A 12,775-nucleotide genomic window follows, 5' to 3' on the forward strand; every position below is an offset into this window, starting at 1 on the left:
CGAGTCACTTCGGTCCGCCCAATGAAGTCAAAGAACGACTTCATTGGGCGGACCTCCAGCGCTTGTCGGGGCTGACCAAGGCGCTTGCGCTTTTCTTATACCTCCATGATGATCGGCAAGATCATTGGGCGGCGTTTGGTTTTTTCATATAGAAACGGTGCAAGTGTATCAGTGATTTCGTTTTTGATTTCAGACCACTGAGTAGTTTTTCTTTCCATCACCTTATTCAAGTGTTTTTGAATTAAGCTTTGGGCATCATTGATCAGATCCCCGGATTCCCTCATATAGACAAATCCGCGAGAAATCAAATCAGGGCCAGCAGCAATTTTAAATTCCTTCATATTGATGCTCACAACCACAACGACAAGGCCTTCTTCTGACAATATCCGACGGTCGCGCAGAACGATATTGCCGATGTCGCCTACTCCGCTTCCGTCGATATAAACATTGCCGGATGGAATTTTGCCAGCAACTCCTACCTCATTGTCGCCTAGTGCAAGAACTTCGCCATTATCCATGATGAAGCAATTTTCTTCAGGCACTCCACAGTCAACAGCAAGCTTGCTATGCATCTTCTGCATCCGGAATTCACCGTGAATCGGCATAAAATATTTCGGTTTGATCAGGCGCAGCATTAGTTTTTGCTCTTCCTGGCCGCCATGTCCAGAAGTATGAATATCATTTAATGAACCATAAATGACATCTGCACCAGCACGGGACAGCAGGTTGATAGTCCTATTGATGCTGATCGTATTCCCTGGGATAGGGGAGGACGAGAAGACAACTGTATCCCCTGGCTGAATCTGGATTTGACGATGCGTACCATTGGCAATACGGGATAGTGCGGCCATAGGCTCCCCCTGGCTTCCCGTACAAAGAATCGTGACTTGGTTGGCGGGAAGTCGGTTGATTTGCTGTGATTCAATGAATGTATCCTTAGGAGCACTGATATAGCCCAGCTCCTGGCCAATTGTGATCGCTGATTCCATACTTCGGCCGAACACGGCAACTTTTCTGCCATTCGCGACTGCCGCCTCGGTCACTTGCTGCAGTCTATGGATGTTCGAAGCAAAAGTAGCGAATATAACCCGACCGTCTACTTTCCGGAAAATATCGTGAATGCTTTCCCCTACACGGCGTTCCGACATTGTGAAGTTAGGCACCTCAGCATTTGTACTATCAGACAGCAAGCAAAGGACGCCTTCCTTGCCGATTTCCGCCATTTTGGTAAGATTAGCCGGTTCTCCTACTGGGGTAAAGTCAAATTTAAAATCCCCGGTATGCACGATTTGTCCTGGTGGTGTTTTGACAACAATCCCATATGAATCCGGAATACTATGTGTTGTTCTGAAAAACGAAACGGATGTCTTGCGGAATTTGATGATCTCTTCTTCTTCAATTTCTATCAGCTTCGTCTTCCGTAGCAGACCATGTTCTTCCAGCTTGTTTTTAATTAGGCCGAGTGCTAATTTTCCACCATAAATCGGGACATTGATTTCGCGAAGCAAATAAGGAATACCGCCGATATGATCTTCATGACCGTGAGTGATAAACAGGCCTTTGATTTTGTCTTCATTTTTTACGAGATAGGAGTAGTCCGGGATCACATAATCAATTCCCAGCAATTCATCTTCCGGGAATTTGATGCCTGCATCAATTAAAATAATTTCATCCTGAAACTGTACTCCATACGTGTTCTTGCCGATTTCACCCAATCCTCCGAGCGCAAAAACGGCTGTTTGGTCATTTTTTACAAATTTCATAAATTATTCGATCTCCAATACTTCAAAGTCTTTTTTTTGTTTTTCATATTGCAAATAATTACCCTCAACTGCCTCGACGTATTCAATATTATACTGGCGGTCAATAATTTTTGTCCGTACTTCTCTTTCAGAGTCCGCTTCAATATAAATAGTTTGTGTTTTTTCGCGAACTGGTACTTGCTTGTTAGATTCCTGGAAGTAAACTTTAAAAACCATGAAAAATCTCTCTCCTTTAATAAATTTTTTCTATTTTATAGGATGCCGTCTTAAAACTGATTTCATGACAGGACGAATGCCGGCTGTATTTGCAGCATAGACATTTGTTGTGGGTTTGAAATCCGTTTTATCTTAGCCCTAAATAAAATGACAATAGTAATATTAAGCCGAACGTATTTTTTTTCGCTATTAACCAATTTACAATAAGGAAGGAGCCCTTCGCAAGTTTGAAGGGCTCAAAAAGTTAGGCGATTGTTTTTTTACGAAGCAAATCTTTCCACTGTTTTAAGAGCTTCTTTCTGAGCTTCTTTAACATAGTGGATCATCTCCTTACTACTTATTTTAAACTATCCTTGTCCAATGTAAAGCAAACAAGGAAAGGTTTAACAAAGTTTATTTTCAAAAACGATCTTTTTGTTTATATTATATGATGAAACAGCAGTTATTTTCATGGGTTTTGATGGAATTGCATAAATTGTCAATTGCTTGCCAGGCTTTATGCTTCATTTTCCTGTACATACACTTTGCAGTTTGGTAAACTACCGGGATTATATGATAAAAAATTTGAAGGAGAGAATCATGAGTAAAATTGTATTTTTTGATATTGATGGCACACTTTTGGACCATGATAAAAATCTGCCTGCTTCCACTAAGGAAGCAATTAAAAAACTAAAAGAGAATGAAGTATTTGTTGCTATTGCAACTGGGAGAGCTCCGTTCATGTTTGAAAATCTTCTCAAGGAGCTCGATATCGATTCTTTTGTGAGCTTTAATGGACAATACGTGGTTTTTGAAGGGGAGCCGATATATAAAAACGCTTTGAACAACCAAAAAATACAGGAGCTTTACAAAGAGGCTGCATACCAGGGACACCCGGTCGTTTTCATGGATAATCAAACGATGAAGTCAGCTGTAAAGCATCACGATTTTATTGAAACGAGTCTGGGAGGACTGAAATTTGCCCATCCGGAGTATGATGAACAATTTTACGTAGACAGGGACTTGTTCCAAACACTTCTGTTTTGTGAAGAAGGCAAGGAGAAGTTTTACGAGGAGAATTATCCGGAGTTTACTTTTATCCGCTGGCATCCGTATTCAGTGGATGTCCTTCCTGCAGGCGGGTCCAAGGCAGAAGGTATTAAGAAGATGATCGAAAGGCTGTCTTTCAGGCCTGAGGATGTGTATGCGTTCGGCGATGGCTTGAATGATCTGGAAATGCTGGAAGCTGCGGGAACAGGTGTTGCGATGGGAAATGCTGTGCCACAACTAAAGGAACTTGCCAATATGATAACCCGAGATGTCGATGACGATGGAATCTGGCATGGCTTGAAGAAGTTAAATTTGATTTAAGTTGTAAAAAAGCCGAATCGAATTCGATTCGGCTTTTATTTTTCTACCGGGACAGCATTTGGGAGGTCGGCAAATGGATCCTGCTTATTGATATGATCGTAAAACATGATTCCGTTCAAGTGGTCGATTTCATGCTGGAAGACAATAGCGGGAAGGCCTTTAAGCCGGAGCTTCACTTCTTGCCCTTCAAGGTCAATTCCTCTTACAGTCACCCTTGCATACCTCGGAACATATCCGGGGATTGTCTCATCGACGGAAAGACAGCCTTCGCCAGCTGTTAAATAAGATCGTTCCACTGAATGGCTGATGATTTTCGGGTTGAAAAGGGCATAACTGATCAAGTTATCTTTCTCATCCGTTAAATGGACAGCAATCATTCTTTTCGAAACATTTATCTGGGGAGCAGCAAGGCCGATACCCGGGCGCAGTCCGTATTTTTGTACGATCTCTGGGTTTTGGCTGTTTATCACGTACTCCATCAAGCTTTGCAGTATTGCTTTATCTTCCTGTGAAGGAGGCATGGAAACTTCTTCTGCGACTTTTCTGAGTGCAGGATGTCCATCACGGACGATATCATCCATCGTCAACATTTCTTTCACCTCTACTATGTAATAATGTTAAGTCTAACAAATGTATGACGAAAAGTTAACTATTCGCAAGCGTTTCCTACAAAATTAGAGAGATAGCAAAAAGCATATATCGCTTTTTCGGAGAATATAATTACGGATAGGACAAGCATATTTAGGCTTATACGGAATTTTATCCTATTGTCAAATCTAATGGAAATCGCTATGGTAAAATTGATATAGGTGAGGAGGGTATTATTTTGTCTGTATTCCGAAAAATAAGTTTCACAATGATAATGATCGCTATTGTTTTGAGTCTGACTGGGTGTTTGAACAAGCAGTCCCCTGAGGAAAAAATGTTTGTAGAGCTAGAAAAGGTCGTTTCTATTGAAAAGACCTTTGAAGATCAGCAAAATCCGCTTGTCGAATTGGAAACAAAGGAAAAAGAAATATATGAAAAGATCATTTCGCTTGGCATGAAAGAATATGATCAAATTGTAAAGCTGGCTGATGAGGCGCTGGCAAATGCCGACAAAAGGGTGGAGCATATTGATAAGGAAAAAGAAAGCATTGAGGAATCACGGAAAGAATTCAGAAACATTGACAAAATTTTGGAAGAAATAGAGGACAATGGTGTAAAGCAGCAGGCAAATGAATTAAGGACAACGATGATAAAACGGTATGAAATACATGATGACCTGTATAAAAATTATAAACTTGGCCTTCAATATGACAAAGAGCTTTATGAAATGCTGAAGGATAAAGAATTAAGCTTTGAAAACCTGGAAAAGCAAGTCAATAAAGTAAATGGGATCTATGAAACCGTGCTGAAGGACAACCAGGAATTCAATGATCAAACTGACCAGTATAATAAAGAAAAACTAGCTTTTTATGAAAAAGCCGGGATAGAATTCAGCCCGGAGAAGAAAGAATAGGAAGAACGTAACCGCTTTTATCCGAAAAAAGGCGGTTTTTTTACGGCTTGTAAAATGGTCGTTAACACAGTTTTATCGATATGCAAATTATTATAATACAGGAATTAACAAGGAATAGTACAGTTTCTTTTTTAGGATAATAATATAACGATGATGATTAAAATTATAAAAGATAAAACATAGTATTTGACGGAGTAATTTTCGTGATGTAAACTAAAAAACGAAAGAGCGTAATTGTATTACTCTGTTCATGGATTTTACTAATACAGACCACAGGAAGCTTGGATGAAGAAAATAATGCGTTTTTTTATTGTGCTTCTGTGGAAAACTATAGAATGGTGCTTGCACATATTAAGCCTTTGTGTTCGGCAATCTATTAGAGAATCGGTTCGCTCCAAATGTGTTTTTCTACCCGAGGAAATGAATCATGAGATTGGGTACCCTATTTTTGGATATATAATTAAATTTATAAGGTAGAAAGGAAGAGGTGGCTCTAATGGCATCTAAAACGAAAAACAACACAATTGATGCAAAAAAGCAGCTCGAGAACATCGAAAGCCAATTTGAAATGTTCCAGATTTTAAATGAAGAGGGCGAAGTCGTAAATGAAGCGGCAATGCCAGAGCTTTCGGATGAGCAGTTACAAGAATTGATGACACGCATGGTTTACACAAGGATTTTGGATCAGCGTTCTATTTCGCTGAACCGCCAAGGACGTCTTGGATTCTACGCGCCGACAGCTGGGCAGGAAGCTTCCCAGATTGCATCCCAATTCGCCCTTGAAAAAGAAGACTTTATTCTTCCGGGTTACCGTGATGTACCTCAGATTATCTGGCATGGTCTTCCGCTTACACAGGCATTTTTGTTCTCACGCGGTCACTTTAAAGGCAATCAAATACCTGAAGGGGTAAACGTGATTTCCCCTCAAATCATCATTGGTGCCCAATATGTTCAGGCTGCCGGTGTTGCGCTTGGAATGAAAAAACGCGGTGCTCAAGCAGTTGCTGTGACCTACACCGGTGATGGCGGTTCCTCTCAAGGTGACTTCTACGAAGGCATCAACTTTGCGGGGGCATATAAAGCACCAGCAATTTTCTTTGTTCAAAATAACCGCTTTGCGATCTCTACTCCAGTAGAAAAGCAGACTGCTGCTCAGACAATTGCTCAAAAAGCAGTTGCAGCAGGCATTCCTGGTATTCAGGTAGACGGAATGGATCCGCTTGCAGTCTATGCAGTAACACTTGAAGCACGACAGCGCGCTGTAAACGGAGAAGGTCCAACTTTGATTGAAACGATGACTTACCGCTATGGTCCACATACAATGGCTGGGGATGACCCAACCCGTTACCGTACTTCTGATTTGGACAATGAATGGGAAAAGAAAGATCCGTTAGTCCGTTTTCGCAAATTCCTTGAGAAGAAGAATCTGTGGACAGAAGAAATGGAAAATGAAACAATCGAAAGAGCAAAAGAAGAAATCAAAATCGCAATTAAAGAAGCGGATGACACTCCAAAGCAGAAAGTCACAGACTTGATGGAGATTATGTATGATGAAATGCCTGACAACCTAAAAGAACAATATGAAATTTACAAAGAGAAGGAGTCGAAGTAAGCCATGGCTCAAATGACAATGATTCAAGCAATTACAGACGCTCTTCGCGTAGAATTGAAAAATGATCCCAATGTCCTTGTATTCGGGGAAGACGTTGGTGTCAACGGCGGTGTGTTCCGTGCGACAGAAGGTCTGCAAAAAGAGTTTGGGGAAGACCGTGTGTTTGATACGCCGCTCGCAGAATCAGGTATTGGCGGACTGGCAATCGGTCTTGCATTGCAAGGTTATCGTCCGGTTCCGGAGATCCAGTTCTTCGGCTTCGTGTTTGAGGCAATGGATTCCATTGCAGGTCAAATGGCTCGAATGCGTTACCGTTCCGGCGGCCGTTACAGTTCACCAGTAACCATCCGTTCACCGTTTGGGGGAGGTGTACATACACCAGAAATGCACGCTGACAACCTCGAGGGCATGGTTGCCCAACAGCCAGGCTTGAAGGTTGTTATCCCTTCGACTCCATATGATGCAAAAGGCCTGTTGATTTCAGCGATTCGTGACAACGATCCCGTCATTTTCCTTGAGCATATGAAGCTCTATCGCTCATTCCGTCAGGAAGTTCCAGAAGAAGAATATACAATCCCTCTTGGCAAAGCAGATGTAAAGCGTGAAGGGAAAGACCTATCCATCATCACTTATGGAGCAATGGTCCATGAATCATTAAAGGCTGCAGAAGAACTTGAAAAAGAAGGACATTCTGTAGAAGTAGTTGATTTAAGAACGGTGATGCCTTTCGATATTGAAACAATCATTGCTTCTGTTGAAAAAACAGGAAGAGCGATCGTTGTCCAAGAAGCACAAAAACAGGCTGGCATGGCTAGCCAAATTGTTGCAGAAATCAATGACCGCGCTATCCTAAGCCTTGAAGCACCAGTTTTAAGAGTGACTGCACCTGATACAGTATTCTCATTTTCTCAAGCAGAAACTGTATGGCTGCCAAACTATAAGGATGTAGTCGAAACAGCTAAGAAAGTTCTGGAATTTTAATTCAAAAAAATTTAGGAGGGTGAATCCCATTGGCATTTCAATTTAAGCTGCCAGACATCGGCGAAGGTATTCACGAAGGTGAAATCGTCAAATGGTTTATAAAACCTGGCGATCAAGTTCAGGAAGACGATGTACTTTGCGAAGTACAAAATGATAAAGCAGTAGTAGAAATTCCTTCCCCAGTAGCAGGTACAGTCGAAGAAGTTTTAGTGGAGGAAGGAACAGTTGCAACAGTAGGACAAGTTCTCGTTACCTTTGACGCCCCGGGATATGAAGATCTTAAATTCAAAGGGGAAGAAGAACATACACCAGCTGAGAAAACAGAAGCACAGGTTCAATCTACAATGGAAGCTGGACAGAAAGTCGACAAAGAAGCAACAGAAGCCCCTGCTCCTGCAGGTGCCACTGGCGCTGGTGCTGCCGCTGCACCTCAGACAGATATAGACCCTAACCGCCGCATCGTAGCAATGCCATCTGTTCGTAAATATGCACGTGAAAAAGGCGTTGATATTCGTCAGGTTGCCGGTTCAGGTAAAAATAGCCGCGTCCTGAAAAATGATGTGGACAGCTTCCTAAGTGGAGGAGCCACTGCAGCCGCTGCACCTCAGACTGAACAAGCACAAGCAGCAGAAACGCAAGCTGCTCCTAAAGCAGCTCAGCCTATCCCAGAAGGGCAATACCCTGAGACTCGCGAGAAAATGAGCGGAATCAGAAAAGCAATTGCCAAGGCAATGGTTAACTCTAAGCATACAGCTCCACACGTTACCTTGATGGATGAGGTGGACGTAACGAAGCTTGTTGCACACCGCAAGAAGTTCAAAGAAGTGGCCGCTGAAAAAGGAATTAAGCTTACCTTCCTTCCTTATGTGGTAAAAGCATTAACAAGTGCATTACGTGAATATCCAGCATTGAACACTTCTTTAGATGATGCAACAAGCGAAATTATCCACAAGCACTATTACAATATCGGAATTGCAGCTGATACGGAAAAAGGATTGCTTGTACCTGTCGTAAAAGATGCTGACCGCAAGTCTATATTCTTCATTTCAAATGAAATTAACGAGCTTGCTGGAAAAGCACGTGATGGCAAACTTGCTCCAGATGAAATGAAAGGTGCATCTTGCACCATCACGAACATCGGTTCTGCTGGTGGACAATGGTTTACTCCGGTCATCAACCACCCGGAAGTTGCCATCCTAGGAATTGGACGTATCGCAGAAAAGCCTGTGGTTAAGGATGGAGAGATTGTTGCAGCTCCAGTACTTGCGCTATCCTTAAGCTTCGATCACCGCATGATCGATGGTGCAACAGCACAGCATGCATTGAATCATATTAAGCGCCTGTTGAACGATCCAGAACTAATGTTAATGGAGGGATAATAAATGGTAGTAGGAGATTTTCCAATCGAAACGGATACTCTTGTCATTGGTGCCGGACCTGGCGGATATGTGGCAGCCATTCGCGCTGCCCAGTTGGGCCAGAAAGTAACGATCGTCGAAAAAGCAATTCTTGGTGGGGTATGCTTGAACGTTGGCTGTATCCCTTCGAAAGCTTTGATTTCAGCTGGACACAGATTTGAAAATGCCAAGCATTCGGAAGATATGGGAGTCATAGCGGAAAACGTCACGCTTGATTTTTCAAAAGTCCAGGAGTTTAAGGCTGGGGTAGTGAAAAAATTGACTGGCGGCGTTGAAGGTTTATTGGAAGGCAATAAGATTGACATCGTCAGAGGCGAAGCATACTTTGTTGATGCTAACACCATTCGTGTCATGGATGAAAATTCAGCACAGACATACACATTCAAAAATGCAATCATTGCGACTGGATCTCGTCCAATTGAAATTCCGGCGTTTAAATTCTCTAAGCGTGTGCTCGATTCTACTGGTGCCTTGAATCTTCAGGAGCTGCCAGAAAGCATCGTTGTCATCGGCGGAGGCTATATCGGAACAGAGCTTGGCGGTGCGTATGCAAGCTTTGGCACAAAGGTAACCATCCTTGAAGGTGCTGACGAAATCCTTAACGGCTTCGAAAAGCAAATGTCCTCCCTTGTGAAAAAGAACCTTAAGAAAAAAGGTGCAGACATCATCACGAAGGCACTTGCTAAAGGTGTGGAAGAAACGGAAACTGGCGTAACGGTTAGCTATGAAGTGAAAGGCGAAGAGCAAAAAGTCCAAGCAGATTATGTATTTGTGATGGTAGGCAGAAAGCCAAACACAGACGAACTTGGACTTGAGCAAGTAGGAATTGAAATGACTGATCGTGGTGTGATCAAAATCGACAAGCAATGCCGCACGAATGTCAGCAATATTTACGCAATCGGCGACATTGTCGAAGGACCGCCGCTCGCTCATAAGGCATCTTACGAAGGCAAAATTGCAGCTGAAGCAATCGCTGGGCACCCTTCTGAAATCGATTATCTGGCAATTCCGGCTGTTGTATTCTCTGATCCAGAACTAGCTTCTGTTGGCTACTCGGAAAAAGAAGCGAAAGATGCTGGCATCGAAGTGAATGCATCGAAGTTTCCATTTGCAGCAAATGGCCGTGCGCTGTCACTTAACCAGACAGACGGCTTCTTGAAGCTAATTACGCGCAAAGAAGATGATATTGTTGTCGGGGCGCAAATAGCTGGTCCTAATGCTTCCGACATGATTGCGGAACTTGGTTTGGCAATCGAAGCAGGCATGACTGCTGAAGATCTAGCTATGACCATCCATGCTCACCCAACATTAGGCGAAATTACAATGGAAGCAGCAGAAGTAGCACTAGGAAATCCAATTCATATCTTAAAATAGCCTAAAATAAAAAATCCTTCCCTAATGGGAAGGATTTTTTATTTTAGAGACTAAGAAAACAAAGGCAGATATTGCTAACTAGGCTGAACAGTTTCTGACACTAATTTTTAAAAAACAAGAGTTCATCTTTCTCGAAATGATAAGTGTTTTTTTCATTCGCATAACACCCGTTAGCTTTACTAATCGTATTAGTCATCTCTTTTGGTAGGGTTAATAATCCCCAGTCACCAGCTTCTTTTTTAGAAGAAATAAAAAAAAGGACTGGGCGCAGTTTGCCCGGTCTTATTGTTTGGTATTTTCAGAATCATTTGTCAATACAGCGGAGATTGCCTCTATGATTTGTTCTTTTGTAGCACTTCCATTTACATTTGCAAGTACTTGATCACGATGGACGATCAGGATGGCTGGAAATCTTTTTTCTTTCAGCAAGTTATCGTATTGATTTGCATTTGCAGCTGGAATGACAACAATCTTATCAAAAACTATTGGATATTTCTGCTTTAATTCTATGATGGCATCATAATACGATGATTCTTGCTTGTAATTCTTTTCATCTGAAAAGAAGACAACCTGGTTTCTATCTTCGTTTAGCTTAAGCTTATCTGAATTATTGCCTGGATTGCATGAAGCGGTCAGAAAAAGGAACGCAGCGACAAAAATAAAAGATAAGCTTTTCATTTATCTTTGCCTCACTTTAATCAGATTCTGTTGCCTCTCGGGTAATCAGTTGCACTTATTCTATCATAGCCATTTCCAAAAGAATGGAATGTTATAGAAATGTTACATAAATGAAAAATATTCATTTGTCCTTTACATATACTAGTAAAAGACTGGTCGGGAAAAACAAACTAGGTGGTGGAGGGTTTGAAGGTCTATACGGTTTTCCTGCTTCAATCACTCATATGGAGTGGATATACCTTAACGGAATGGTTATCCAAACATGATCATCCGATTTACAATGGAATGATGTTTATGGTGTTTTTTTATCTGGCAATAATAATTGGAAATTATATAATCAAATCAACATGGAAGACATTTTTTCTCACTATGATGAGTCTTTCGTTTTATGTGGCTTTTCACTTTACAATGTCTCACCTTATATAATTTCAAGCAAGGCAGGAGTCGGACAAGCAAAGCATCGAGGCCGCTTCCAAGAAAAGAAAAAAAACGGCTGCACTAGCAGCCGTTTCTGAACCCTATTTTCGTGGATAGAAGTACATGATTCTTCCATTGAATAAATGCAGTTCGCCCTGCAATTTTTTTCCGATAAACTTGCTAAACTCATTTGCTTTGCCCTTATCACCAGCCGTTGCAGTGGGCGGAAGGGTGATTTGTATGTATGTTTGTTCGCGTTCCGTGCCGTCTTCATCGGCGATGATTTCCTGATCGACGCCAATTAGAATCGAATTGTAACGGTCCTGTGATGATTGCAGGTAAAACCAGGTACCTTTCCCAGTTTCTTTTTCCTTCAATTCATATGGAAAGGCTGTATTTCCGTAATTCCAATCCACCTGTTCGCCTGTCTTTGAGGTGATTTCTTTGTAATAATGAAATAAATCCTTCAATTCTTCTGTGGAAATGGCTTGCTGAGATGATGATGGAACAAGTTTTATATAAGCATTACTAGACATCGTCCAATCCCCTTTTCCTGACTATTCCACCCTATTTTATCACTCCTGAAAAAGTGTTGACAATAGAAGATAAGCTTTTTTCCTTTACACATACTTGCCTTTTTGTCAAAAATAAATTATAATAATATTCTAAATATTTATTTAAAAAGGAGGAGGCATATGGAACATTTCGAGAAGCTTTATGATGAGCACGAAAAGGTTCATGTTCGATTTGTGGGGTTTACCACCTATGACACCCGCTATGACTTTGGATTCATTTACACCAATATGTTTTTCGGAAAACCGCTTGTAGTTTGCATGCAGACAGGTCGCTCGGCACTCCTCGACCCAAAGGACATAGAAAACATCGAATATTTGCAGAAAGCATTCCATATTACAGAAGTCCGGCAGGCTGAGGAACTTGCGTTATTTTTTAATGAAGAATTGCCTACAGTCCCATTCCAGACTCAATATGAATAAGGTACAAAAGAGAACAGGCCTGGTTCAGGTCTGTTTTTTATAATTATTCAATTGAATTTATCCGTCATAATAAATTTCGAAAAAAGTAAAAGTGTTATACAATATAAGCTTGAAAATTTAATAATGTTATATTATTATGGAATTACAGAACATTAAAACGCTTTCAAAATTCAAAATGAAAAGGGGTTTAAAAAGAATGGGCACAATCGTATGTCAAACTTGCAATTCTACCATTGACCATTTCGAAGATGAGAAAGTAACGGTGTTATATTCAAAAAAATGTAACTGCTGTGATCAGGAAGACGCACAAGAAAGATAAAATCAATCAAAAGGCATGCAAGATGCATGCCTTTGTTTTTGTTTAGGAAATTGTCTAGTTGTGGATAACTACATGTAGTTTTCTTAATCTAGCTCCAGCGCCTAGCCCCTCGAGTCGCTTGTCTAGCTGCGGCTCCTAACTCCTCGAGACG

At 41.3% G+C, this 12,775-nt stretch carries 14 protein-coding genes; 8 read left to right on the forward strand and 6 right to left on the reverse strand.

Annotated elements, in window-relative coordinates; genetic code table 11:
- Positions 1 to 95 precede the first annotated feature (95 nt).
- Positions 96 to 1,763, reverse strand: a complete 1,668-nt coding sequence (rnjA, locus tag UB32_RS11445; protein WP_044393921.1) for a ribonuclease J1 — start codon at positions 1,761 to 1,763, stop codon at positions 96 to 98.
- Between the two features lie 3 nt (positions 1,764 to 1,766).
- Complete coding sequence (locus UB32_RS11450; RefSeq protein ID WP_044393924.1) at positions 1,767 to 1,979, reverse strand: DNA-dependent RNA polymerase subunit epsilon; 213 nt, start codon at positions 1,977 to 1,979, stop codon at positions 1,767 to 1,769.
- Between the two features lie 579 nt (positions 1,980 to 2,558).
- Between UB32_RS11450 and UB32_RS11455 the strand changes: the two genes are divergently transcribed.
- The gene (locus UB32_RS11455) at positions 2,559 to 3,329 is read left to right on the forward strand and encodes a Cof-type HAD-IIB family hydrolase (protein ID WP_044393926.1); all 771 of its coding nucleotides are present in this window, start codon (positions 2,559 to 2,561) and stop codon (positions 3,327 to 3,329) included.
- Positions 3,330 to 3,364: 35 nt separating this feature from the next.
- On the opposite strand, the gene def is transcribed toward UB32_RS11455, so the two are convergent.
- Positions 3,365 to 3,919 carry a peptide deformylase gene (def, locus tag UB32_RS11460; protein ID WP_044393929.1) on the reverse strand — a complete coding sequence of 185 codons (555 nt, stop codon included), beginning with the start codon at positions 3,917 to 3,919 and terminating at the stop codon, positions 3,365 to 3,367.
- A gap of 236 nt (positions 3,920 to 4,155) precedes the next feature.
- Between def and UB32_RS11465 the strand changes: the two genes are divergently transcribed.
- From UB32_RS11465 to lpdA, 5 genes are all read left to right on the forward strand, one after another.
- Positions 4,156 to 4,830, forward strand: a complete 675-nt coding sequence (locus UB32_RS11465; protein WP_052807016.1) for a YkyA family protein — start codon at positions 4,156 to 4,158, stop codon at positions 4,828 to 4,830.
- Between the two features lie 496 nt (positions 4,831 to 5,326).
- A complete protein-coding gene (pdhA, locus tag UB32_RS11470; RefSeq protein WP_044393931.1) occupies positions 5,327 to 6,442 on the forward strand; it encodes a pyruvate dehydrogenase (acetyl-transferring) E1 component subunit alpha in 1,116 nt (371 codons plus the stop codon).
- A gap of 3 nt (positions 6,443 to 6,445) precedes the next feature.
- Positions 6,446 to 7,423: an alpha-ketoacid dehydrogenase subunit beta gene (locus tag UB32_RS11475; RefSeq protein WP_044393934.1), complete on the forward strand. Its 978-nt coding sequence runs from the start codon at positions 6,446 to 6,448 to the stop codon at positions 7,421 to 7,423.
- Positions 7,424 to 7,452: 29 nt separating this feature from the next.
- On the forward strand, positions 7,453 to 8,802 hold the full coding sequence (locus UB32_RS11480; protein WP_044393936.1) for a dihydrolipoamide acetyltransferase family protein: 1,350 nt from the start codon (positions 7,453 to 7,455) through the stop codon (positions 8,800 to 8,802).
- A 3-nt stretch (positions 8,803 to 8,805) separates the two neighbouring features.
- Positions 8,806 to 10,215, forward strand: coding sequence for a dihydrolipoyl dehydrogenase (lpdA, locus tag UB32_RS11485; RefSeq protein WP_044393938.1), 1,410 nt, complete (start codon positions 8,806 to 8,808; stop codon positions 10,213 to 10,215).
- A 100-nt stretch (positions 10,216 to 10,315) separates the two neighbouring features.
- On the opposite strand, the gene UB32_RS20710 is transcribed toward lpdA, so the two are convergent.
- The 3 genes from UB32_RS20710 to UB32_RS11500 all read right to left on the reverse strand — a co-directional run bounded on the left by UB32_RS20710 (position 10,316) and on the right by UB32_RS11500 (position 11,846).
- Positions 10,316 to 10,501, reverse strand: coding sequence for an aminoglycoside adenylyltransferase domain-containing protein (locus UB32_RS20710; protein WP_084221811.1), 186 nt, complete (start codon positions 10,499 to 10,501; stop codon positions 10,316 to 10,318).
- Positions 10,498 to 10,893, reverse strand: coding sequence for a hypothetical protein (locus UB32_RS11490; protein ID WP_044393941.1), 396 nt, complete (start codon positions 10,891 to 10,893; stop codon positions 10,498 to 10,500). The genes UB32_RS20710 and UB32_RS11490 overlap by 4 nt, the downstream gene beginning before the upstream one ends.
- A 518-nt stretch (positions 10,894 to 11,411) precedes the next feature.
- The gene (locus UB32_RS11500) at positions 11,412 to 11,846 is read right to left on the reverse strand and encodes a DUF1885 family protein (RefSeq protein ID WP_044393946.1); all 435 of its coding nucleotides are present in this window, start codon (positions 11,844 to 11,846) and stop codon (positions 11,412 to 11,414) included.
- Between the two features lie 159 nt (positions 11,847 to 12,005).
- Here UB32_RS11500 and UB32_RS11505 point away from each other — a divergent pair, with 159 nt between their 5' ends.
- Complete coding sequence (locus tag UB32_RS11505; protein WP_044393949.1) at positions 12,006 to 12,305, forward strand: DUF3055 domain-containing protein; 300 nt, start codon at positions 12,006 to 12,008, stop codon at positions 12,303 to 12,305.
- 196 nt (positions 12,306 to 12,501) lie between these two features.
- Positions 12,502 to 12,624: a GapA-binding peptide SR1P gene (locus UB32_RS19480; protein ID WP_084221812.1), complete on the forward strand. Its 123-nt coding sequence runs from the start codon at positions 12,502 to 12,504 to the stop codon at positions 12,622 to 12,624.
- The last annotated feature ends 151 nt before the right edge of the window (positions 12,625 to 12,775 follow it).

It is taken from the genome of Mesobacillus subterraneus (assembly GCF_000934845.1).
Lineage (GTDB): Bacteria > Bacillota > Bacilli > Bacillales > Cytobacillaceae > Mesobacillus > Mesobacillus stamsii.

Bases quoted from the DNA above. Each gene is read 5' to 3' on its own strand.
- rnjA (WP_044393921.1), bottom strand. From the start codon at position 1,763: ATGAAATTTGTAAAAAATGACCAAACAGCCGTTTTTGCGCTCGGAGGA.
- UB32_RS11450 (WP_044393924.1), bottom strand. From the start codon at position 1,979: ATGGTTTTTAAAGTTTACTTCCAGGAATCTAACAAGCAAGTACCAGTT.
- UB32_RS11455 (WP_044393926.1), top strand. From the start codon at position 2,559: ATGAGTAAAATTGTATTTTTTGATATTGATGGCACACTTTTGGACCAT.
- def (WP_044393929.1), bottom strand. From the start codon at position 3,919: ATGTTGACGATGGATGATATCGTCCGTGATGGACATCCTGCACTCAGA.
- pdhA (WP_044393931.1), top strand. From the start codon at position 5,327: ATGGCATCTAAAACGAAAAACAACACAATTGATGCAAAAAAGCAGCTC.
- UB32_RS11475 (WP_044393934.1), top strand. From the start codon at position 6,446: ATGGCTCAAATGACAATGATTCAAGCAATTACAGACGCTCTTCGCGTA.
- lpdA (WP_044393938.1), top strand. From the start codon at position 8,806: ATGGTAGTAGGAGATTTTCCAATCGAAACGGATACTCTTGTCATTGGT.
- UB32_RS11490 (WP_044393941.1), bottom strand. From the start codon at position 10,893: ATGAAAAGCTTATCTTTTATTTTTGTCGCTGCGTTCCTTTTTCTGACC.
- UB32_RS11500 (WP_044393946.1), bottom strand. From the start codon at position 11,846: ATGTCTAGTAATGCTTATATAAAACTTGTTCCATCATCATCTCAGCAA.
- UB32_RS11505 (WP_044393949.1), top strand. From the start codon at position 12,006: ATGGAACATTTCGAGAAGCTTTATGATGAGCACGAAAAGGTTCATGTT.
- UB32_RS19480 (WP_084221812.1), top strand. From the start codon at position 12,502: ATGGGCACAATCGTATGTCAAACTTGCAATTCTACCATTGACCATTTC.